This is a genomic window from Rhodococcus sp. IEGM 1409 (assembly GCF_030056735.1).
In the GTDB taxonomy this organism is placed as follows: domain Bacteria; phylum Actinomycetota; class Actinomycetes; order Mycobacteriales; family Mycobacteriaceae; genus Rhodococcus_F.
Map to the genome: position 1 here is coordinate 368743 of NZ_JASHKN010000004.1, position 20448 is coordinate 389190.

Here is a 20448-nt window from a genome sequence, read left to right on the forward strand (position 1 = left end):
CGAGGTCTACTCCCCCTCGAGTTCACCTTCGGTTTCGAGGTAAACCTGACGCAAGCCGTCGAGTGTCTTCTGCTCGGGGTGCTCCCACATGTTGCGCTCTGCAGCTTCGAGGAGTCGCTCGGCGATTCCGTGCAGTGCCCACGGGTTGGATTGCGTCATGAACTTCTGGTTCTGCTCGTCCAGAACGTAGGTCTCGGCAAGCTTCTCGTACATCCAGTCCGCTACCACGTTGGTGGTGGCGTCGTAGCCGAAGAGGTAGTCGACCGTGGCCGCCATCTCGAATGCACCCTTGTATCCGTGACGGCGCATGGCATCGAGCCAGCGGGGATTGACCACGCGCGCCCGGAAGACACGTGCGGTCTCTTCCGAAAGTGTGCGTGTGCGAACCGATTCCGGGCGGGTGCTGTCACCGATGTACGCCTCGGGCGACTTTCCGGTCAGTGCGCGCACGGTGGCAACCATGCCGCCGTGGTACTGGAAGTAGTCGTCCGAATCGGCGATGTCGTGCTCACGCGTGTCGGTGTTCTTGGCTGCCACGTTGATTCGACGGTATGCACTGCGCATGTCGTCGGCTGCCGGGATTCCGTCGAGCCCACGGCCGTACGCAAAGCCGCCCCAGTTGGTGTACACCTCGGCGAGGTCGTCGTCACCGCGCCAGGTCTTGGAGTCGATGAGTTGCAGCAGGCCGGCGCCGTAGGTTCCGGGCTTCGAGCCGAAGATACGGGTGGTCGCACGCCTGGCGTCGCCATGCTCGGCGAGGTCCGCCTGTGCGTGAGCGCGCACGTAGTTCTGCTCGTCCGTCTCGTCCAATGCCGCCACCAACTGAACAGCGTCGTCGAGCAATGCGAGCACGTGTGGGAACGCATCACGGAAGAATCCGGAGATGCGGACCGTGACGTCGATGCGCGGGCGGCCGAGCTCTTCGAGATCCATGACTTCGAGGTTGACGACGCGTCGGCTTGCTTCGTCCCAGACGGGGCGAACACCGAGGAGCGCAAACACTTCGGCGATGTCGTCGCCGGAGGTGCGCATAGCGGCGGTGCCCCACACCGACAGACCCACTGAGCGCGGGTACTCGCCGTGATCGGCGAGATAACGAGCGGCGAGCGACTCGGCCATCGCCTGACCGGTCTCCCACGCCAGACGCGACGGAACTGCCTTGGGGTCGACCGAGTAGAAGTTGCGACCGGTGGGAAGCACGTTGATCAGGCCGCGCAGCGGTGAGCCGCTCGGACCGGCCGCAATGAAACCGCCGTCGAGCGCATGCAGGACCTGCTTGATCTCGTTGTTCGTCTGTCGCAGGCGCGGGACCACTTCGGTGGCGGCGAACTGCAGGATCTTCACCACGGTCGGGTCGTCGCTGAGGTCTTCGGCAGCAGCGGGGTTCCAGTCGGCGTCGTACATGCCGCGAACCAGCGCGTGCGCCTTTTCCTCGATGTCGTCGACACGGCTGCGGGACTCGTCGCCGTCTTCGCTGAGTCCGAGAGCCTCGCGTAGACCCGGGACGCTCTGTTCGCCGCCCCACATCTGACGGGCACGCAGCATCGCGAGGACCAGTTCGATCTCGGCGTCGCCCTCCGGTGCGCGGCCGAGAATGTGCAGACCGTCGCGGATCTGGACGTCCTTGATCTCGCACAGCCAACCGTCGACGTGCAGGAGCATGTCGTCGAAGACGTCTTCCTCGGGCCGCTCCGCGAGGCCGAGGTCGTGGTCCATCTTGGCTGCCCGCATCAGCGTCCAGATCTGCTGACGAATGGCCGGCAGCTTGGACGGGTCCAGTGCTGAGATGTTGGAGTGCTCGTCGAGCAGTTGCTCGAGACGGGAGATGTCGCCGTAGCTTTCGGCGCGGGCCATCGGCGGGATCAGGTGATCGACGAGTGTCGCGTGCGCACGACGCTTTGCCTGTGTTCCTTCACCCGGGTCGTTGACCAGGAAGGGGTAGATCAGCGGCAGGTCACCCAGGGCCGCGTCGGTGCCGCAGTTGCTGGACATGCCGAGCGTCTTGCCCGGCAACCATTCGAGGTTGCCGTGCTTGCCGAGGTGCACAACCGCGTCGGCGCCGAATCCACCCGCGTCGGGCGTCGCCGCGATCCAGCGGTAGGCCGCGAGGTAGTGATGGCTCGGCGGCAGATCCGGATCGTGGTAGATCGCGACTGGCTTTTCGCCGAATCCCCGGGGCGGCTGGACCATGAGCACGATGTTGTTGAATCGCAGTGCCGCGATGACGATTTCGCCGTCGGGATCCTGTGAGCGGTCGACGTACAGTTCGCCGGGCGCTGCGCCCCAATGCTCTTCGACGCCGCTGCGCAGCCCTTCGGGCAACGTGGCGAACCATTCGCGGTATTTCGCGGCCGAGATGCGGATGGGATTGCCCTCGAGCTGCTCGGCGGTGAGCCAGTCGGGATCCTGGCCGCCGGCCGCGATCAGGGCATGGATCAGCGCGTCGCCGTCCTTCGCCGCCAGGCCGGGAACTGCGTCCGGACCGTCGACCGGGCCGAGGTCGTAACCGGCAGAACGCATTTCAGTGAGCAGGTCGATTGCGCTCGCCGGAGTATCGAGGCCGACGGCGTTGCCGATACGGGCGTGCTTGGTCGGGTACGCCGAGAGCATGAGAGCAACGCGACGCTCGGTGGTGGGAATGTGGCGCAGCTTGCCGTGGCGGACCGCGATCCCGGCAACTCGGGCAGCGCGCTCGACGTCGGGGACGTACGTGGACAGCCCGTCGGAGTCGATTTCCTTGAAGGAGAACGGGACCGTGATGATCCGACCGTCGAACTCCGGCACCGCGACCTGGGTCGCGACGTCGAGAGGCGACAGTCCGTCGTCGTTCTCGTCCCAGGTCGCGCGGCTACTGGTCAGGCACAAGCCCTGCATGATCGGGACGTCGAGCGCAGCGAGTGCGGCAACATCCCAGGCTTCGTCGTCGCCACCGGCGGACGCCGTCGCGGGCTTCGTGCCACCGGCAGCAAGAACTGTCACGACCATGGCGTCGGCGCGGCGGAGACTGGTCAGAAGTTCGGCTTCTGCGGTTCGTAGTGATGCGCAGTAGATCGGGAGCGCGGTGCCGCCCGCCTCGGCGACGGCGTCACACAACGCCTGGATGTACCGGGTGTTTCCGGCCAGGTGCTGAGCGCGGTAGTACAGAACGGCGATGACGGGACCGGTCGCCGAGTCGAGATCGGGCGCGAAATCTGCGATTCCCCAGGAAGGCAGGTGAGTGGGCGGCTCGAAACCGTGACCGGTGAGCAGGACGGTGTCGGACAGGAAGTGGTGCAGTTGTGCCAGATTCTGCGAACCACCCTCGGCCAGGTAGTTGTGGGCCTCGGCAGCGACACCGGCGGAGACCGTCGAGCACTCCATGAGGTCGGCGTCCGGTGCGTGCTCGCCGCCGAGCACGACTACGGGGAGTCCGGAAGCGAGGACCATGTCCAGGCCGTCTTCCCAACTGCGACGGCTGCCGAGGATACGAACGATCACGAGATCGACGCCGTCGAGCAGCGGCGGCAAGTCTTCCGAGACCAGCAAGCGTGAGGGATTGGCCCAACGGTAGGAAACTCCGTCGCCGGCTTCCTGGCTGGCGCGGGCGCTCAGCAGATCGGTGTCGGACGTGGAGAGCAGAAGAATCACGGGTGAAGCCTTCCTGGGGTTTCGCGCCCCGTGGCACAGATCTGTCTAGGGCGGCGGTTGAGGGTCTGACTCGTGTTTCCGAACGGAAACACGTCCCGTTCGAGAAACACTCACAGTGGCGCGACCGCACCGGACTTTCACCGGTTTCCTCAACTGCCGTCACTGGTGGTGGTGATGCTACCGGTCCGCGGAAGGCACTCATGACAGGTCGTACCCTGGAGCCATGCCCACGGACCGTTCACAGCCAGACGCGTGCCCGGGTGCACTGCAAGTTCACCAAGCCGCCGACGGCCGACTGGCACGCGTGCGCCTGCCCGGCGGTCTCCTCACCCCGGCCCAATTGCAGACGCTCGCAGACGCGGCGCGCGATCTGGGCAACGGTCAGATGGAACTCACCTCGAGGGGCAACGTTCAGCTGCGCTCGGTCTCGGACCCCGAAGCCTTCGCGGCGCGCATCGCGTCGGCCGGTCTCCTACCGTCCGCGACACACGAGCGAGTACGCAACATCCTCGCGTCCCCACTGTCCGGCCGTATCGGGGGCGTCGCCGACATTCGTGAACTGGTCCACCGACTCGATTCGGCCATCCAAGCGGATCAGGCATTGGCCGATCTGCCCGGGCGAATCTTGTTCACCCTCGACGACGGCCGCGGAGACATCACTGGGCTGCGGGGCGATTTCGGACTCCATGCGCACAGCGCCACCGAGCATTCCCTGGTGCTCGCCGGCCACCACACCACTCACCGCGTACATGCGGACGACGCCGTCGAATTGCTCCTCGAGGCGGCTCGATCCTTCCTCGACGTTCGCGACAAACACTGGCGGCTGGCCGAGGTTCCGGACGGAATCGAGCGCACCCTCGACCAGTTGGGACTGGGCGCCGCGTCCATCGCCGAGGCGGACCTCACGCCGGATGCACGGCCCACCATCGGGTGGCTCGAACAGCAAGACGGAACGGTAGCCCTGGGCGGCGGCCTGCGATTCGGGCTGCTCGACGCTCGGCTCGCCGAGTTTCTCGCCGCCGTCGACAAGCCTGTCGTCGTGACGCCGTGGCGATCGGTGCACATCTTCGACCTCGAAGAATGGGCGGCCGAACAGGTAGTCCGAGTGCTTGCCCCCATGGGGTTGATCTTCGACGAGAACTCACCGTGGCTCGATGTCACCGCCTGCACCGGAAGTCCGGGATGCGAGAAGTCGCTCGCCGACGTGCGCACCGACGCGATCACCGCCGTCGAGCAAGCAGAACTGCCCGTCATTGGGCGACAGCACTGGGCGGGGTGCGACCGCAGTTGCGGACGTCCCCGCGGGGACGTAGCGGATGTGGTTGCGACGGGTGACGGTTACCGGGTGAATCAGGCCAATCGGTGATGCCTCTATCGTGTGGCACATGATCGAGTACATCCGTGACGGCGCGGAAATCTATCGCCAGTCCTTTGCCACCATTCGGGCCGAAGCCGACCTGAGCCGTTTCCCGGCGGATGTCTCGCAAGCTGTAGTACGCATGATTCACGCAAGTGGCCAGGTCGATCTCGTCGACGACGTCGCCTTCACACCCGGTGTCGTCTCGGCCGCGCGTGCCGCTCTGCGCGACGGCGCGCCGATTTTCTGCGACGCTCAGATGGTGGCTGCCGGCATCACGCGCAAGCGTCTGCCCGCCGGCAACGACGTCATCTGCACCCTCGGCGATCCGCGGGTTCCGGTGCTGGCGTCGACCATCGACAACACTCGCTCGGCCGCAGCCCTCGAATTATGGGGAGCCAAGCTCGAGGGCGCTGTTGTCGCAATCGGAAATGCACCCACCGCGCTGTTCCATCTCCTGAACCTCATCGAAGCCGGAGCGCCTCGTCCGGCCGCAATCGTCGGAGGTCCGGTCGGCTTCATCGGCGCTGCCGAGTCTAAGGAAGCTCTCATCGAACACGCCAGCGGAATCGATCATCTCGTGCTCCGCGGCCGACGCGGCGGCAGCGCGATCACCGCGGCCGTCGTCAACGCGATTGCGAGCGAAGTCGAATGAGTGCAGGCAAGCTCTGGGGTGTCGGTATCGGCCCCGGTGATCCCGAATTGGTGACCGTCAAGGCCGCACGCGTCATCGGCGAGGCAGACGTGGTCGCGTTCCACTCTGCGCGGCACGGCAAGAGCATCTCCCGCGGAGTCGCAGCGCCGTACATGCGCGAAGGGCAGATGGAAGAACACCTCGTCTACCCCGTCACCACCGAGACCGTTGACCACCCCGGCGGATATCAGGGCGCGATGGACGAGTTCTACGAAGCGGCTGCCGAGCGACTCGCAGTTCACCTCGAGGCCGGTCGAACCGTCGCGTTGCTCGCCGCCGGCGATCCGCTCTTCTACAGCTCCTACATGCACATGCACAAGAGGCTGGCCGATCGCTTCGACGCCGAGGTGATTCCCGGTGTCACCTCCGTCAGCGCCGCGTCTGCGGCACTCGGAAAGCCGCTGGTCGAGGGTGAAGAAATCCTGACGATCCTGCCCGGCACGTTGCCGCAGGCCGAGCTGACCAGGCGGCTCAAGGAAACCGACGCCGCCGCCATTCTCAAGCTTGGACGCACCTTCCCGCCGGTCCTGCAATCGCTCGAGGATTCCGGCCGCCTGGGTGAAGCCCACTACGTCGAGCGTGCGAGCACCGCACGTCAACGTGTCGAATCCGCTGCCGACGTCGACCCGGACGGAGTTCCGTACTTCTCGATCGCCATCGTTCCGAGCCCGTCGAACAACACTCGACCGGCAGCCGAGTTCAGCGGCGAGGTGGTCGTGGTCGGACTCGGGCCAGGCGACACCGCATGGACCACACCCGAAGTGGCGCATGAGCTTTCGTTGGCCACCGACCTCGTCGGCTACGGCCCTTACGTCGATCGCGTGCCGACGCGTCCGGGCCAGCGTCGCCATTCCAGCGACAACCGCGTCGAAGCGGAACGCGCCGCGATGGCGTTGGACCTCGCGAAGAACGGCGCCCGGGTAGCTGTCGTCTCGTCGGGAGATCCCGGCGTATTCGCGATGGCTGCAGCAGTGCTCGAAGTTGCCGCCGAAGACCAGTGGTGCGGCGTCCCGGTCCGGATCCTTCCCGGCATGACGGCGGCAAACGCTGTCGCCAGTCGCGTCGGCGCTCCCCTCGGGCACGACTACGCGGTGCTCTCCCTCTCCGATCGCCTCAAGCCGTGGGATGTCGTCGCACGCCGGATCTCGGCAGTTGCAGCCGCGGACATGGCATTTGCGGTCTACAACCCGGCGTCGAAGTCCCGGACGTGGCAGGTCCAAGCCATGAAGGACCTCGTGCTCGAACACCGCTCCCCCGAGACTCCCGTTGTCATCGGGCGCGATGTTGCCGGCGCCGAGGAATCCGTCCGAGTCGTTACTCTCGGTGAACTCGAGCCTTCCGAGATCGACATGCGGACTCTGCTCATCGTCGGCTCCTCGATGACGACGGTCGTCGAAACCGGTTCGGGCCGTCAGGTGTTCACTCCGCGGCGCTACCCGGAGTGAACCCCACACGGCGATAGCATGGCGTCATGCCCGTCAACCGGACCCGGAAAGCCAGATACGCGCGTAAACGCAAACGCCGAATGGATCTGGTGGAGCACGACCTGTCCGCCGAGCAGTGGTCCGCACTCAAAGCGGCCTGGGGTGGCTGCGCTTACTGCGGCGAGCTGGACGAGTCGCCGCAGCGTGACTGCGTGCTGGCGATCTCCCGCGGTGGGCGCTACACCCTCGACAACATTGCACCGGCATGCCGCTCGTGCAATGCGAGCAAATGCAACAGCGAGGTCACTCTTTGGTTGCGGCGCAAGGGGTATGACGAGAAGGCCTTTCTCCTGCGCCACGCGGAGATAGGTATCGAGATGAGGGCGCAGTTCTCGGAGCAGTCGTGACGGCCCCGGACGAGTTGAGTCCGATTCTCGACGAGCTGATGGAGTTCGAACCTCTGTTTCACCGGACGCGAGTAGCCATGTCGCGAGACGAGTTCGATGCTGTCGTCGACCCGGAGTTCCGAGAAATCGGAGCCTCCGGTGCGCGATACACCCGCGACTACGTGCAGTCGGTAGTCGAGACCCGGCGACTCCGCGGCGAAGCGAACGACGCTGCCTAACTCGGGTGGACAGTTGACCGGCCTGCGCTGAGCAGGATCGCGGCTGACACGTATCTGGTGACGTACCGTCTGGCGCAGGCGGATCGGGTAACCGAGCGATCGTCTGTCTGGCGGTTCACCGAGAATCGATGGACCGTGCTGTTTCATCAAGGCACAGTCGTCGAAAGCAGCCTGGAAGCGTGAACGAATCGACCCAAAACCCCACCATTCCGCTTTGGATGGACATCACCTTCACGGTCTTCGTTCTTGCCTGGATCTTCATCACGATTAGCGCGCTCGTGGCGATCGTGCGCACCGACTTCGACCGTTCGGGCGGCAAATTCTGGTGGTGCGCGCTGGTGATCGCCGTGCCCGTCCTCGGCGCGGCAGTCTGGTTCCTGTTCGGTCGACTCCCGCGTGAGTCCAGGGTCCAAACCTGATCTGCACCGACGGCCCGGCAGTAGTCTGAGGACGGTCCGGTGCACACGTTCTGCGCGCATCAAGGGAGATCTACGAGATGAGACCACTTCGATACTCGATCAACGTCACCCTCGACGGCTGCTGCCATCACGAGGCCGGGCTCCCACCCGATGAGGAATCGATGCGCTACTGGACCGCCCAGCTGGAACGAGCCGATGCCTTGCTATTCGGCCGTGTCACCTACGAGATGATGGAGTCGGCGTGGCGGCGGCCCGCAACGGGCACATGGCCTGACTGGATGGACGAGTGGGAGATCCCGTTCGCCGAGACTATGGACCGGGCGAAGAAATACGTCGTGTCGAGCACGCTGAGCGAGGTCGATTGGAATGCCGAACTCGTGCAAGACGACGTGGGGCCAGCGGTTCAGCGACTCAAAGATGGGCCAGGCGGAGACCTGTGGGTTGGTGGCGTGACGCTCCCCCTGGCGCTGGCAGACCTGGGACTGATCGACGAGTACGAGTTCGTTGTGCAACCGGTCCTAGCCGGACACGGACCGACGTTGTTCGCGGGCCTGCGCGAGCGCATCCAGCTCGAGCTCGTCGATCGCCATGAGTTCCGGTCAGGAGCGGTCGCCGTGCGATATCGGCCCACACGAGTACCTGCTTGACGTGGCTGACTATACGAACATTCTTCTCCCACCACCGGAATCAAGTGGTGATAGTCATCGTGGCCTTCACATTCATCGTGATGGGACGTTTGTGGTGGGCCAAGACGATCGCGTTCACCGCGACTGCGTTCGTACAGTCCAACATCGAACCGGTCCAAGCACCTGACGGCTCGACGAGCCAATATTTCATCAGCAACGTGACGTCCCCCGATGACGTATCCGTACCTTCCGAACGCCTCGCACAGGACCTCGGCGGCAATGCCTCCGACTACGAGGCCGATCTGAATGTCGCCCCATCGGACACGCGAGGGCTCGTCGTAACCGCGCAGGTGCGGGGTGTCGGTCATGGACGGGCACTTTCGGAGAGGGGTAAGTCCGCGTCGGGTTCTGGAGGATGGTCGTGGGTTTCGCCATTCCGGAGCTGCATCCAGTGCCGCAACCGTTCGGTGATGGCTCGCTCGTATCCGCCGGTGGTGGGTTGGTAGAAGGTCTGCCGGGGCATTCCGTCAGGGAAGTAGTTCGCGCCGGAGAAGCCGGTCTCGGTGTCGGGATCGTACTGGTAGCCGTCGCCGTAGCCGAGGTCTTTCATGAGGCGGGTCGGGGCGTTGAGGATGTGCGCGGGCGGCATCAGCGATCCGGTAAGTTTCGCAGCGGCGCGTGCCTTGGTGAATCCGCGGTACACGCCGATCGACTTCGGTGCTGTTGCGAGGTATATGACCGCTTGCGCGATGGCGAGTTCTCCCTCGGGAGAGCCGAGGCGTTCGTAGACGTCCCAGGCGGCGAGGGCTTGTTGGACGGCGTTCGGGTCGGCCATGCCGATGTCCTCGGTGGCGAATCGGGTGATGCGGCGGGCGATGAACAGGGGGTCTTCGCCGCCGTCGAGCATCCGTGCCAACCAGTACAGGGCGGCATCGGGGTCGGAGCCGCGCATCGACTTGTGGAGCGCGGAGATGAGGTTGTAGTGGCCTTCCTGCGTTTTGTCGTACAACGGTGCCCGTTTCTGCACGGCTGCAGCTAGGGCGGCCGAATCGACGGGTCCGGGCAGGGCGTGCACCTGCTCGATCATGTTCAGCAGGTACCGCCCGTCGCCGTCCGCCATTGCGATCAGCGCCTGGCGTGCGGCACCGGTCAGCGGTAGTGGTTGAGCGATGAGCGCTTCCGCGCGGGTAATGAGGGTGCTGAGCGCGGCGTCGTCAAGACGCTTCAAAACGAAGACCTGGCTGCGGGAGAGCAGTGCGCCGTTGAGTTCGAAGCTGGGGTTCTCGGTGGTTGCGCCGACGAGAACGATGGTGCCGTCTTCGACGTAGGGAAGGAACGAGTCCTGCTGGGCGCGGTTGAAGCGATGGATCTCGTCGACGAAGAGCAGCGTGCCCTGACCGACCTCTCGCCGGCGCTGCGCCGCGCTGAACACTTTGCGGAGGTCCGCGACGCCGGAGAACGTAGCAGAGAGGGGTTCGAACGCGAGATCGGTCGCTTCCGCGAGGAGCCGAGCGATCGTCGTCTTCCCGCACCCGGGCGGCCCCCACAACACCATCGACACAAGCCGCTGCGCGTTGACCATCCGCCCGATCGGGGCGTCCGCCGCAAGAAGGTGATCCTGCCCGACGACGTCCCGCACGGCGCGCGGCCGTAGCCGGTCAGCCAGTGGCCGCGAGGCGTCGTCGATCTCGAAAAGCGACGGCTCCTCGCTCACGACTGCTGCTTCCGTGGGCGGTCGTCGGCGAGGTCGTGGGAATCGTGCACCAGGTCCTCGATCAGCTGCTTAGTAATCCCGGCGCCGGGCCCGATGGAGATCCAGTGCCGCTTGTCGAAATAGCGCGCGATCGTGACCGTGTCGAAGTCCCGACGGAGCGCACCCCCTCGGTACGGGTCGACCTTCACTGTGACGATCTGCAGGTCCGGATCATCTTCGGTGACGATGAGGAACACCTTGCCACGGACCTTCCACACATCAAGGTGCGGTGTGAACGGGCGCCCGCTGGTGACGTCCTCGAGCGATCCCGCGGTGTCGCGGGCATACTGCTGCAGCTGCGCGCCCGACAGCATCATTGTTCCCTCCGGCCGAAGGTCTGGGGATCGACCAGGTGTTTCTGCACGGTCCCACCGGACGGATGCTCGAGCTCAGCGCCCGGAAGCTCACCGACTCGGCTCCGGGCGTGCTGTTGCAACGTGTCACCATCCATGCCCGACCTCCTCAAATCACTCGCCAGAACGTAACCGTCCCGGATGTGCGTACAAAGGTACGCACTTGGGCAGACATCGGAGGAGACCCTGCGCGATCCGCTCGAACCGAGATACGCAGACCCTGTGTGCAAGGCGCAAAACCCTGCAGACGTCGTCGACGCGCTCGTGGCCGCCACATGCGGCTCAACGGCCCCAACATTTGACGACAGCGGTTCTTCGCCGCTGCTGTCGGACGGCTCAGCTCGAGCGGTTGACGCGTTGATGTGGGGGGTGGTGGAGCTATCGCGCACTCCACGCGGACAGACCGCTTGATGAGGACATGGTGCGCAGTGCGTACCGAGCCCTTGTCAGCACCACCACTTCCGATTGTGCAGCCCCAGAGGAGCTTTCCCACGGACCATGCGGGCTTGTGCGGGAGTAGCCATTGGTACGGAAATTCCGTGAGTGCGGTGTCACCGATTAGGCTAGCGTGCTCCCAGTTGGTCAGCGCGTCGTGGGTCTAGGTGGTCACGCCATACTGGTCAACATCGTATCGGCGTCCGACTTGCGCCGGACGCCGATACGTGTTTCACGTCAGCTCACAGGAGCACCAGCACCCGCGCCGAGGTGGCGGGCGAAGAACCGAGCCGAACTGTCGCGCTCGTAGTCGGGCACCGGATAGTGCCTGCCCGAGTAGGCGTGCAGTGTCTTCTCCTTCGATCCGAAGGCATCGAACAACGCCACCCCTGACGTGCGGTCGTAATCCTTGTCGTCCCAAGGAATTCGGTACTCGACCGGGACGGTGAGCTTTCGTGCCGCTTCGATGACGGAGTCGTCCACAAAAACTCCACCGAAGCTCACGGCAGCGATCCTGGATTCGACCGGGGCCAACATCAGCCCGGTCACGACCCCTAACGACACGCCACCGAAGCCGATCGGAGCATCGGCGTCGACCTCGGGCAGCGCTTGCAGGGCGTCCAGGGTCGCCTGCCATTCCGGCACTGCACGCTCCGCCAGCGACCGGTTGTACTCGACGACGATCGGGGCGATTGGCTCGCGGGCGGCCCGGGCCTGATGGATCGCGTCGACCCACTGTTCGTCCTGTGTGTCCCGCGGCCGGTCACCGTGTCCGGGCGCGTCGATCGCGGCGACTGTGAAACCGTGGGAGCTCACGCTGTGCAGTGCACTGGCAACCAGTCCTGGTGCCTTCTTGTGCATGCCGCCGGAGTGCCCGGACAGCAGGAGTGGTGATCCGACAGATCCGGATGCGGGCGACCAGAGGACACCGGTGATGTCGTCCAGAACGAAATGGCGTTCGACGACACCGTTCGACGTTGTCTCGGAAGTGAATTCCATGGTCTGAGAATTGGATTGCATGGTGTTACCTTTCGGGATTGCCTGGTTGAGGCGCTCCCGGCGACACCTACGTCAATCGCCGATCCGTGAACACGAGTGGGAGCACCCACATGGTTACTGCGTTCATAGGTCTCACCTCCTGGCGTGTTGTCACGGTCTCGCACAAGCTATCAACCCGAACCGAAGCCCGTCCAATCATTTTCCAGCCCACCGATCCGAGGGTCATACCCGCGATCGGTCGACGCTCGCGCGGACGGCACGGATGTAGCGCCGCGTGACAAACGCTTGAACTCGGCGCCCGATCGGAGCGCCGAGACGCACCCACCACGTTCCAGGCTTGGAGAACGCGACGATCTCGATGAGAACCTCTTTGGTGGTCTCGTCGAACTGGACGACAAACAGTTCTTCGCCGCATTCGGGGTGGCCTGCGCGGGTTCCGTACGCGAAGCCTTTCCGATTGGGTTCGTCGACGACGTAGACGATCCGAACTGGGATAGCCACCGGACCGAGTCCGAAAGTCGCATCGTGACCCGCCACCGCGGTCGGGGCTGCCGTACGGACGGTCAAACCGGCTCCGCGGTGCATTCCCCAATTCGAGACGGTCTTGACGGCGACCTCGAAATCCTCACGTCCGGATCCGACCGTCGCGCTCTCGTGAACGTGGTGATAGCCGGCTGGGAGAACGCCTGACGTTGCGCCCACCTCGAGGTACGTCAGCCCGCCCGGGCTGGAAGCCATCATTGATCGCGTCGGTGGCTGAGGATGTTGATCACGTGCCCGTCGGGGTCGGCAGCGAAGAACCTGCGCACACCCCACGGCTCCTCCGTGACGGGATAGACGATGGTGTCGCCGCGCTGCACCGCGGCCTCGTACGCCGCATCAAGGTCGTCCACCTCGACGGAGACGTCCGGCACTACGGGCGCATGAGCATCGTGCGTCATGACACTGATCTGCACGGACGGATCCGTCGGCGAAGCCAACGTCACGATCCACCCGTGATCCATCACAACTTCGAGGCCCAGCACTTCGGTGTAGAAGCGCTGCGCGGCCTCGAGAGAACTACTCGACAGATCCGAAACAATCCGCGTAACGGTCATGTCCCGCAGGCTACGCCGCCGCTGGAGTCCACCGCGACTTGACGAGCCGCTCGATGTCACCGGAAAGTTCGTCGCTGACGATTCCCGGAAGCAGGAGCTGCCACATCTCGTCGACACGATCCGGAAGGTCCGAGCGTCGGGTGAGAACGTTCGAAACAAGCTGTACTCCGGTGAATGCCGAGGGCATGAACCTGCCGAACGATTCTGCGCTGACCGATTTCCGGATTTCACCTTCCGCCTGAGCTCTGGCGGTGAGATCGGTGATTGCCGAGATCCATTCGGCGTACGGTTCCACCGGTCCCTCGTACGTGCTCAGTTCCAGCGTGAGACGAATGCCCGCGCGAACTATCGGCTCGTCCACGATCTGGCGCGCCATTTCGTGCGTGAGCATGATCATTTGTTCCAACGGGTTCTTGCCCGTCGCGGAAATCGCCTGCACCGATTCGATCGAGAGCCGATGTTGTTCGGCAATGATGAATTGCGCGAGCTCGTCCTTCGACGCGAAATGGAAATACAACGCGCCCTTGGTAGTACCGGCCCCCGAGACTATGTCGGCCATGCTGGTGCTGCCGTAACCAGTCTTCTCGAACTGCGCGGCCGCGCCGGCAACGATTTGCTGCCGAGTCAGCTCGGCGCGTGCTTGCTTGACCACTGAAACCCTCTCGTCCCTCCAAAGGCCCCCACCCAGCAAACCCCACGGTTCGCGCCACACTGCAGCTATACCCAGAAACTTCGCAATTGCCCCACATTACCAGTGCTCCTTCTGCTGCTTCAATTCCGAATGCAACAAAAGTGCTGGTCAGACGTCCGATCTAGGGGGAATCTCCTCTCCCCAACGTACTTTCGTCAACGCGCGCACGGTCCACCAACTCTCCGACAAGCAGCGTCAACTCCATCATCTGGTCCGTGATTTCATCACGCAACTGCGCAGCATCTGCTTCGGAAATCGCGCGGGACTTGGTATCGAAGGACATCAACAACTCGATATTGGTGCGCAGTGCAGTCAACGGAGCCAGAAGGTCCTGACCCGCTTCGGTGATCAGACTTCTCTGGCGCGCCCGCGATTCCGACAACGTCCCGAGCATCCGATTGAAACTGACTGTCAACGACGCCAACTCGTCGTCGCCGGTTACCGGGATCGGCGCAAGATCATCCGTTTCGGCAACTCGTCGGGTCGCCGCAGTGAGTCGCGAAATGGGCCGTAATCCTGTGCGTGCCACTGCATCTCCGGCCGCGTAGGCCAGCGCAATCCCAGCCGCACCCAGTGCCGCCAACACCACAGCAAGCCGCTTGAGTACCGAACGTGTCGGCCCCAAGGATTGCGCGACAACCAGCGTCTGCCCGGCAACCGATGGCTCGACAAGAATTCGATACGCATCGACGGTTGCGATTGTCTGCGACGAGTTCCCGTCGGCGATCGACCTGATGGCGTCCGCGCTCGTGCTGAACGGCGGCAGACCTGGAGTCGCGGTCACCAAAGCGCCGTCAGCAGTGAGAAGCCCTACCGCCTGGATAACCGCTGTATCCGCGCCGGCCGTCAATCCCAGAACCGGTGTGACACCGCCGAAATTGACGGTGTCGGTGATCGCATCACTCGTACGCTCGAGCTGCCGGTCGACGTTGCCCTGCAAATACGCGTTGAACACGATGTAGACCGCCGACGCCGACACGATCACCGCGATCGCCACCAGGCCTGCGGTCAGCAATTTCACGCGGGCATGGAGCGTCCGCACATGAATTCCCGATGGTTTTCGACGGCCCATTCCGGGAACCGGCACTCTCATGCGCGGTCCCGCGGTGCGGCGTCGAAAGATCCCAACATCCCTCCAGTATGGGTACGGAACCTTAGACGAACCTGAAGCGAACGCGATGTTCGCCTCATGGCTCCGATCCCCCACCGAAAGCCGTGAGCCAGTTCACCGCAGCGGCTTCGGTGTCGAGTGCCTCGACGGTCGCCGGGATCGGTGGTCGCTCGACGACGATGACCGGGATCGACAGTTGCCTGGCGGCCGCAATCTTTGCGTACGTCTGTTCGCCGCCACTGTTCTTGGTGATCACGACGTCGATGCCGTGATTGCGCATCAGATCGACTTCTGCTTCGACGTCGAATGGACCACGTGCGAGCAGCGATTGCGAGTGAGGCGGCAATGTCCCCGAAGGCGGATCGATCGAGCGCACGAGAAACGAGACGTTGTTCACGCGATCGAACGCCGCGACACCTTGCCTCCCGATCGTCAAGAATGCGCGTGAGCCGACCGTCGGCACCAGTTCTGCGGCGTGATCGAGATCGCGTACCGGAAACCACGTGTCGCCGGGATGCTCACGCCATGGCGGGCGTCGGTACATGGCGTACGGAACGGAATTCGCGAGGCAGGCTTCGGATGCATTTCTGGTGATGCGAGCGGCAAAGGGGTGCGTGGCGTCGAGCACCGCGCGAATACCGTTGGCCGACAACCACTCCGAGAGTCCTTCGACTCCCCCGAACCCGCCGATGCGCACTTCGCCCTCCGGCCAGCGAGGATCACGAACCCGGCCGGCCAGTGAGGTGACAACGTCGAGCTCGGCTGAACCGGCCAACCGAGATGCGATCGCTCGGCCCTCGCCCGTGCCTCCGAGTAGGAGTACGCGACGACCCGTCGGGATCAGTGTGTGCTTCTTTCACGCGCTGCCGAGTAGAGGTAGCTGTCCGGAAATCCCTCCGCCGTCAACACTCGGCCCACGATCACAACGGCTGTCTTCGTGATGCCGGCCGCATGAACAAGTTCGACGATCGTCCTCAAGGTGCCTCGAACAACGATCTCCTCGGGCCGCGAGGCAAAGGCAACGACCGCGACGGGGCAATCTTCGCCGTAATTGTCGGCCAACTCGGATGCGATCTGTTCGATGCGATGAGCGCCGAGGTGGACCACCATCGTTGCGCCGCTGCGGCCCAGGGACCTCAAATCCTCGCCCTCCGGCATTGCTGTCGACAAAGTAGAGACTCGGGTGAGAACTATGGTCTGCGAGACCCCTGGAACGGTCAGCTCACGCCCCAGCGCGGCTGCTGCCGCGGTAAATGCCGGAACACCGGGGATCATGGCGAAATCGACCCCTGCGGCGTCCAGGCGACGAGCCTGCTCAGCCACCGCACTGAAGATCGACGGATCACCGGAATGCAGGCGCGCAACGTCCAGTCCGGCCGAATGCGCTTCGACAAGGATCGCGGTGATCTCGTCCAAGCTCAGGCGAGCAGTGTCCACGACCTGAGCACCGACCGGGCACCACTCGAGCAACTCCGCTGGAACAAGGCTGCCGGCATACAAGCACACAGGGCTCGCCGCGATGATGCGCTGCGCGCGGACAGTGATCAGATCTGCCGCACCGGGACCCGCACCGATGAAATGAACGGTCATTGTGTGGATTCCTCCGGCGTATCTGTGTCTGCGCCTGCAGACGGCGGACTTTTTGTGACGGACCATTGGACCACCGGGAGTTGCGGTCGCCAAACGTTGAACGTGCCCAAAGGCTCCGCGCGCTGCACCTGAAAGCGTCGCAGCGTCCCACCATGGCGACTCAGCCAGCCGAGCAGCAACGACTCGGATTCGGCGGTCACGGCGTTCGCAACCAGACGGCCACCCACGCTCAACTGCTCCCAGCACGCATCGAGCATTCCCGGTTGCGTGACGCCGCCGCCGACGAACACCGCATCGGGTCGGCGGATCTCATCCGCAAACGCCTCGGGCGCGGCCCCTTTCACGTTCAACGCTGGAACGCCGAGATTGCGCGCATTGCTGCCGATCTGTGACACGCGGCTCGCCACCTTTTCGAATGCTGTTGCGCTGCAACGCGGGTGGGTCCTCATCCACTCGACAGCAATGGTTCCCGATCCGCCGCCCACGTCCCAGAGGTGTTCTCCCGGCGCCGGAGCGAGCGCACACAACGTCAACGCGCGGATCTCTTGTTTGGTCATCTGACCGTCTCCGACAAAAGCAGCGTCCGGTAGACCCGGGATTCGAGTCAGCCGTATCGGAAGATCCACCGAGATGCACTCTACGGCGAGAACGTTCAACGCGTCCACGTCCTCGTCCGCATAGTCCCACTCGTCTGCGACGGTGACGGTCCGCGATTCATCGGCCCCACCGAGCTGGGCCAGCACGGTCACGGTCGATCGACCGAATCCCGCGCCGGACAACAACCTCGCCACCTCCCCCGGAGTCGAGCATCCGTTGCTCAGAACCAGCAGGCGCGCACCGTCGGTCACGGCGGCCAAGACCGTGGCCGAGTCTCGGTTGACCAGGCTCACGACATCGATCTCGGTCGATGCCCATCCCATTCGCGCGCTCGCCAATGCCACCGACGACGGGTGGGAGATCACTCGCACGTTGTCCGCGCCAAGCAGTCGCACCAAAGTCACTCCGATCCCATGGAACATCGGGTCACCGCTCGCGAGTACACACACTCTGCGATCGGCGCTCTCGGCGAACATCGACGGCAAGGCCGGGATCATCGGAGACGGCCACGCCAGACGGGTGTGCGCTCGCCGCGCTCCGAGATGTGTCGTCGGAACCAACTCCAGCTGACGCGGTGACCCCATCAGGACCTCTGCGCCCAGGATTGCGCCCTGCGCAATCTCGGACAGCCCTTCCCAGCCATCGGCACCGATGCCGACGATCACCACCGGGTGTGTGGTCATCGCGGCATCCGGCGCCAGATCGTCTGAGGCAGAAGCCGCATGACAAAGAACACCGGCTGAAGAATTCGCGGAACCCACACACGCGTCGCCCCGGAGTTCAATCCCCGTACGACGGCGTCGGCGACCTGCGACGGAGTACTCGACATCGGGGCCGGCGACATTCCCTCGGTCATCTTGCCCATGACAAATCCCGGCCGAACCAGCATCAATTGAACGCCCGAACCGTGCAGTGCGTCGCCGAGGCCGCTGGTAAATCCGTCCAAGCCGGCCTTTGCGCTCCCGTAGACGTAGTTGGCGCGGCGAACCCGAACGCCGGCGACGGACGAGAACACCACGATCTTTCCGGTTCCTTGTCGGCGCATGATCTCCGCGAGGTGCGTAAGGATGCTGATCTGAGCCACGTAGTCGGTGTGCACCACCGCGACCGCATGCGCCGCGTCGGTTTCGGCACGCGCCTGATCGCCGAGAATTCCGAAAGCCAGCACTGCAACCGAAATCCGGCCGTGCTCGGCGACCACGGCGCCGAGGAGGTCTCCGTGAGTGTCCACGGCGTCGGCGTCGAACTCGACGGAGGAGACGTCGATCGCTCCGGCGTTCCTGAGCAGCTGCTCCTGCTCCGACAGTTCTCCGCTGCGTCTGGCAGCCAGAACGATGTTGCGGCCCGGCGCGAGCCTGACCGCGACCTCGAGGCCGATCTCACTTCGTCCACCGAGGAGCAGCACTGTCTCGACGTCATTTACGTTCGCACCCGCAGTCACCGCTCCAGTGTCCTGGATTACCGTCGTGGCATGACGCTCACCCCCTCCACCACGCCATCGTCACAGCAGACTCTCACCGAAGACGGGCTGAAGTTCGTCGGTGAATACCACCTCGCGACACTCACGACGTTGCGTCCGAACGGCACCCCGCACGTCGTGGCGGTCGGATTCACCTGGGATCAGGAAGCCGGAAAGGCGCGCGTGATCACCAGCGGTGGTTCACAGAAGGCAATCAACGCAGCGCGTGGCGGATACGCCGCCGTCAGTTCGGTTGACGGTGGCCGCTGGCTCACACTCGAGGGGCCTGCACGCGTTCTCACCGACGCGGACTCCGTGGCTGACGCCGTTCGGCGTTACGCCGAGCGGTACCGCCAGCCACGGGTCAACCCTGCGCGTGTGGTGATCGAAATCGATGTCACACGCATACTCGGGTCCGCGGCGTTCAAGGAAAACTGATCAGTCGAGGACAGTCAGGCCGTGCGGACGGTTGTTGAACGACTCGCAACCGTCGGCGGTCACGACGACGATGTCCTCGATACGGGCGCCCCAATTGCCGCGGAAGTAGATACCCGGTTCGATGCTGAAGGCCATACCTTCGACGAGTTCGATGGTGTTGCCCTCGACGATGTACGGCTCCTCGTGCACGGACAGCCCGATACCGTGACCGGTGCGGTGAACGAACACCTCTGCAAGACCTTGCGCGGCAAGCACTTCGCGGGCGGCAACGTCCACGGATTCTGCGGATACTCCTGGCCGCACCGAATCGACGGCAGCCTGTTGCGCAGCTTCCAGTACCGCGAACTGTGCTGCAACCTCGTCGGACGGCTGCCCCATGCTGTAGGTGCGGGTGGAGTCCGAGTTGTATCCGGGCTCGACCGGTCCACCGATGTCGATCACCACGACGTCACCGCTCTCGATCACCCGGCCCGAAACCTCGTGGTGCGGATCGGCACCGTGCGGGCCCGATCCGACGATCACAAACGCGGCCTCGGTGTGCCCCTCTTCGAGAATCGCGGCCGAAATCGCCTCACCCACTTCGGCTTCCGTGCGGCCGACGATCAAGAACTCCGCCATACGAGCGTGAACACGATCGATCGCCGCACCAGCCCGTCGCATCGCCTCGATCTCGGCGTCGTCCTTGACCATCCGCAATTCACGCAGCACGCCGGTGGCGAGGATCGGCAACGCACCCAACGTGTCTGCGAGCGGGATCAAATGCAGCGCAGGCATCGCATCCGTCACCGCAACCTTGGCGCCGGCCGGGAGTTGCGCCGCCACAATGGCATACGGATCGACACCGTCGACCCAGTCGAGAACCTCCAAGCCCAGATCCCCCACCGCCGATTCCTTCAGCGACGCCAACTCCAAGCGAGGAAGCACGACGGCCGCCTTCGCCGTGTCCGCGGCGATCACCAACGCGGTCAAGCGCTCGAACGAGTCAGCCCGAGAACCCGTCAGGTACCGCAGATCCGGACCGGGAGTCACCACCAGACCGTCTAGTCCTGCTGATCGAGCCAACTCGGCGGCACGAGCGATACGTGCGCCGTACACGGCGCTGGAGAATCGGGAATCCTGTTCGGCTGGAGACGTCATGGCTTACAGGTTAGTG

General features: G+C 64.2%; 22 protein-coding genes. 8 read left to right on the forward strand and 14 right to left on the reverse strand.

Annotated elements, in window-relative coordinates; genetic code table 11:
• Window positions 1–6 precede the first annotated feature (6 nt).
• The gene (gene cobN, locus QM716_RS14320; RefSeq protein WP_283304723.1) at window positions 7–3627 is read right to left on the reverse strand and encodes a cobaltochelatase subunit CobN; all 3621 of its coding nucleotides are present in this window, start codon (window positions 3625–3627) and stop codon (window positions 7–9) included.
• A 223-nt stretch (window positions 3628–3850) separates the two neighbouring features.
• Here cobN and cobG point away from each other — a divergent pair, with 223 nt between their 5' ends.
• The 7 genes from cobG (at window position 3851) to QM716_RS14355 (ending at window position 8793) form a co-directional block, all read left to right on the forward strand.
• Complete coding sequence (gene cobG / locus QM716_RS14325) at window positions 3851–4993, forward strand: precorrin-3B synthase (protein ID WP_283304724.1); 1143 nt, start codon at window positions 3851–3853, stop codon at window positions 4991–4993.
• A 19-nt stretch (window positions 4994–5012) separates the two neighbouring features.
• Window positions 5013–5639: a precorrin-8X methylmutase gene (locus QM716_RS14330; protein WP_007729839.1), complete on the forward strand. Its 627-nt coding sequence runs from the start codon at window positions 5013–5015 to the stop codon at window positions 5637–5639.
• Window positions 5636–7123 (forward strand): precorrin-3B C(17)-methyltransferase, encoded by a 1488-nt coding sequence (gene cobJ / locus QM716_RS14335; RefSeq protein ID WP_283304725.1) that lies wholly within the window; start codon window positions 5636–5638, stop codon window positions 7121–7123. The genes QM716_RS14330 and cobJ overlap by 4 nt, the downstream gene beginning before the upstream one ends.
• A 26-nt stretch (window positions 7124–7149) precedes the next feature.
• Window positions 7150–7509 carry an HNH endonuclease gene (locus QM716_RS14340; protein ID WP_283304726.1) on the forward strand — a complete coding sequence of 120 codons (360 nt, stop codon included), beginning with the start codon at window positions 7150–7152 and terminating at the stop codon, window positions 7507–7509.
• Complete coding sequence (locus QM716_RS14345; RefSeq protein WP_283304727.1) at window positions 7506–7727, forward strand: hypothetical protein; 222 nt, start codon at window positions 7506–7508, stop codon at window positions 7725–7727. Before QM716_RS14340 ends, QM716_RS14345 begins: the two co-directional genes overlap by 4 nt.
• A gap of 179 nt (window positions 7728–7906) precedes the next feature.
• Window positions 7907–8146 carry a PLDc N-terminal domain-containing protein gene (locus QM716_RS14350; RefSeq protein ID WP_283304728.1) on the forward strand — a complete coding sequence of 80 codons (240 nt, stop codon included), beginning with the start codon at window positions 7907–7909 and terminating at the stop codon, window positions 8144–8146.
• A 77-nt stretch (window positions 8147–8223) separates the two neighbouring features.
• Window positions 8224–8793 (forward strand): dihydrofolate reductase family protein, encoded by a 570-nt coding sequence (locus QM716_RS14355; protein ID WP_283304729.1) that lies wholly within the window; start codon window positions 8224–8226, stop codon window positions 8791–8793.
• Window positions 8794–9136: 343 nt separating this feature from the next.
• On the opposite strand, the gene QM716_RS14360 is transcribed toward QM716_RS14355, so the two are convergent.
• The 12 genes from QM716_RS14360 to dprE2 form a co-directional block, all read right to left on the reverse strand.
• Entirely contained in the window at window positions 9137–10486 is a 1350-nt protein-coding gene (locus QM716_RS14360) for a replication-associated recombination protein A (RefSeq protein WP_283304730.1), read from the reverse strand.
• Window positions 10483–10842, reverse strand: coding sequence for an MmcQ/YjbR family DNA-binding protein (locus QM716_RS14365; RefSeq protein WP_283304731.1), 360 nt, complete (start codon window positions 10840–10842; stop codon window positions 10483–10485). Before QM716_RS14365 ends, QM716_RS14360 begins: the two co-directional genes overlap by 4 nt.
• The gene (locus tag QM716_RS14370) at window positions 10839–10976 is read right to left on the reverse strand and encodes a hypothetical protein (RefSeq protein WP_283304732.1); all 138 of its coding nucleotides are present in this window, start codon (window positions 10974–10976) and stop codon (window positions 10839–10841) included. The genes QM716_RS14365 and QM716_RS14370 overlap by 4 nt, the downstream gene beginning before the upstream one ends.
• Before the next feature lie 574 nt (window positions 10977–11550).
• Window positions 11551–12312, reverse strand: a complete 762-nt coding sequence (locus QM716_RS14375) for a dienelactone hydrolase family protein (RefSeq protein WP_283304733.1) — start codon at window positions 12310–12312, stop codon at window positions 11551–11553.
• A gap of 222 nt (window positions 12313–12534) precedes the next feature.
• The gene (locus QM716_RS14380; RefSeq protein WP_283304845.1) at window positions 12535–13050 is read right to left on the reverse strand and encodes a DUF1990 domain-containing protein; all 516 of its coding nucleotides are present in this window, start codon (window positions 13048–13050) and stop codon (window positions 12535–12537) included.
• Window positions 13050–13409 carry a VOC family protein gene (locus QM716_RS14385; protein WP_283304734.1) on the reverse strand — a complete coding sequence of 120 codons (360 nt, stop codon included), beginning with the start codon at window positions 13407–13409 and terminating at the stop codon, window positions 13050–13052. Before QM716_RS14385 ends, QM716_RS14380 begins: the two co-directional genes overlap by 1 nt.
• Before the next feature lie 10 nt (window positions 13410–13419).
• Entirely contained in the window at window positions 13420–14061 is a 642-nt protein-coding gene (locus tag QM716_RS14390) for a ScbR family autoregulator-binding transcription factor (protein WP_283304735.1), read from the reverse strand.
• Window positions 14062–14221: 160 nt separating this feature from the next.
• On the reverse strand, window positions 14222–15121 hold the full coding sequence (locus QM716_RS14395; RefSeq protein WP_283304736.1) for a HAMP domain-containing protein: 900 nt from the start codon (window positions 15119–15121) through the stop codon (window positions 14222–14224).
• Between the two features lie 166 nt (window positions 15122–15287).
• Entirely contained in the window at window positions 15288–16052 is a 765-nt protein-coding gene (locus QM716_RS14400; protein WP_283304846.1) for a cobalt-precorrin-6A reductase, read from the reverse strand.
• The gene (gene cobM, locus QM716_RS14405) at window positions 16052–16801 is read right to left on the reverse strand and encodes a precorrin-4 C(11)-methyltransferase (RefSeq protein WP_283304737.1); all 750 of its coding nucleotides are present in this window, start codon (window positions 16799–16801) and stop codon (window positions 16052–16054) included. Before cobM ends, QM716_RS14400 begins: the two co-directional genes overlap by 1 nt.
• Window positions 16798–18081: a precorrin-6y C5,15-methyltransferase (decarboxylating) subunit CbiE gene (gene cbiE / locus QM716_RS14410; protein ID WP_283304738.1), complete on the reverse strand. Its 1284-nt coding sequence runs from the start codon at window positions 18079–18081 to the stop codon at window positions 16798–16800. Before cbiE ends, cobM begins: the two co-directional genes overlap by 4 nt.
• The gene (gene dprE2 / locus QM716_RS14415) at window positions 18078–18839 is read right to left on the reverse strand and encodes a decaprenylphospho-beta-D-erythro-pentofuranosid-2-ulose 2-reductase (protein ID WP_283304739.1); all 762 of its coding nucleotides are present in this window, start codon (window positions 18837–18839) and stop codon (window positions 18078–18080) included. The genes cbiE and dprE2 overlap by 4 nt, the downstream gene beginning before the upstream one ends.
• A gap of 30 nt (window positions 18840–18869) precedes the next feature.
• Between dprE2 and QM716_RS14420 the strand changes: the two genes are divergently transcribed.
• Window positions 18870–19295, forward strand: coding sequence for a PPOX class F420-dependent oxidoreductase (locus tag QM716_RS14420; RefSeq protein ID WP_283304740.1), 426 nt, complete (start codon window positions 18870–18872; stop codon window positions 19293–19295).
• Here QM716_RS14420 and QM716_RS14425 read toward each other — a convergent pair whose 3' ends face one another.
• Complete coding sequence (locus tag QM716_RS14425; RefSeq protein ID WP_283304741.1) at window positions 19296–20432, reverse strand: M24 family metallopeptidase; 1137 nt, start codon at window positions 20430–20432, stop codon at window positions 19296–19298.
• Between the last annotated feature and the right edge of the window lie 16 nt (window positions 20433–20448).

What these genes read in the sequence shown, in the direction of transcription:
- cobG (WP_283304724.1), top strand. Translation starts at nt 3,851, where the DNA reads ATGCCCACGGACCGTTCACAGCCAGACGCGTGCCCGGGTGCACTGCAA.
- QM716_RS14330 (WP_007729839.1), top strand. Translation starts at nt 5,013, where the DNA reads ATGATCGAGTACATCCGTGACGGCGCGGAAATCTATCGCCAGTCCTTT.
- cobJ (WP_283304725.1), top strand. Translation starts at nt 5,636, where the DNA reads ATGAGTGCAGGCAAGCTCTGGGGTGTCGGTATCGGCCCCGGTGATCCC.
- QM716_RS14340 (WP_283304726.1), top strand. Translation starts at nt 7,150, where the DNA reads ATGCCCGTCAACCGGACCCGGAAAGCCAGATACGCGCGTAAACGCAAA.
- QM716_RS14355 (WP_283304729.1), top strand. Translation starts at nt 8,224, where the DNA reads ATGAGACCACTTCGATACTCGATCAACGTCACCCTCGACGGCTGCTGC.
- QM716_RS14365 (WP_283304731.1), bottom strand. Translation starts at nt 10,842, where the DNA reads ATGATGCTGTCGGGCGCGCAGCTGCAGCAGTATGCCCGCGACACCGCG.
- QM716_RS14370 (WP_283304732.1), bottom strand. Translation starts at nt 10,976, where the DNA reads ATGGATGGTGACACGTTGCAACAGCACGCCCGGAGCCGAGTCGGTGAG.
- QM716_RS14375 (WP_283304733.1), bottom strand. Translation starts at nt 12,312, where the DNA reads ATGGAATTCACTTCCGAGACAACGTCGAACGGTGTCGTCGAACGCCAT.
- QM716_RS14380 (WP_283304845.1), bottom strand. Translation starts at nt 13,050, where the DNA reads ATGGCTTCCAGCCCGGGCGGGCTGACGTACCTCGAGGTGGGCGCAACG.
- QM716_RS14385 (WP_283304734.1), bottom strand. Translation starts at nt 13,409, where the DNA reads ATGACCGTTACGCGGATTGTTTCGGATCTGTCGAGTAGTTCTCTCGAG.
- cobM (WP_283304737.1), bottom strand. Translation starts at nt 16,801, where the DNA reads ATGACCGTTCATTTCATCGGTGCGGGTCCCGGTGCGGCAGATCTGATC.
- cbiE (WP_283304738.1), bottom strand. Translation starts at nt 18,081, where the DNA reads ATGACCACACACCCGGTGGTGATCGTCGGCATCGGTGCCGATGGCTGG.
- QM716_RS14420 (WP_283304740.1), top strand. Translation starts at nt 18,870, where the DNA reads ATGACGCTCACCCCCTCCACCACGCCATCGTCACAGCAGACTCTCACC.
- QM716_RS14425 (WP_283304741.1), bottom strand. Translation starts at nt 20,432, where the DNA reads ATGACGTCTCCAGCCGAACAGGATTCCCGATTCTCCAGCGCCGTGTAC.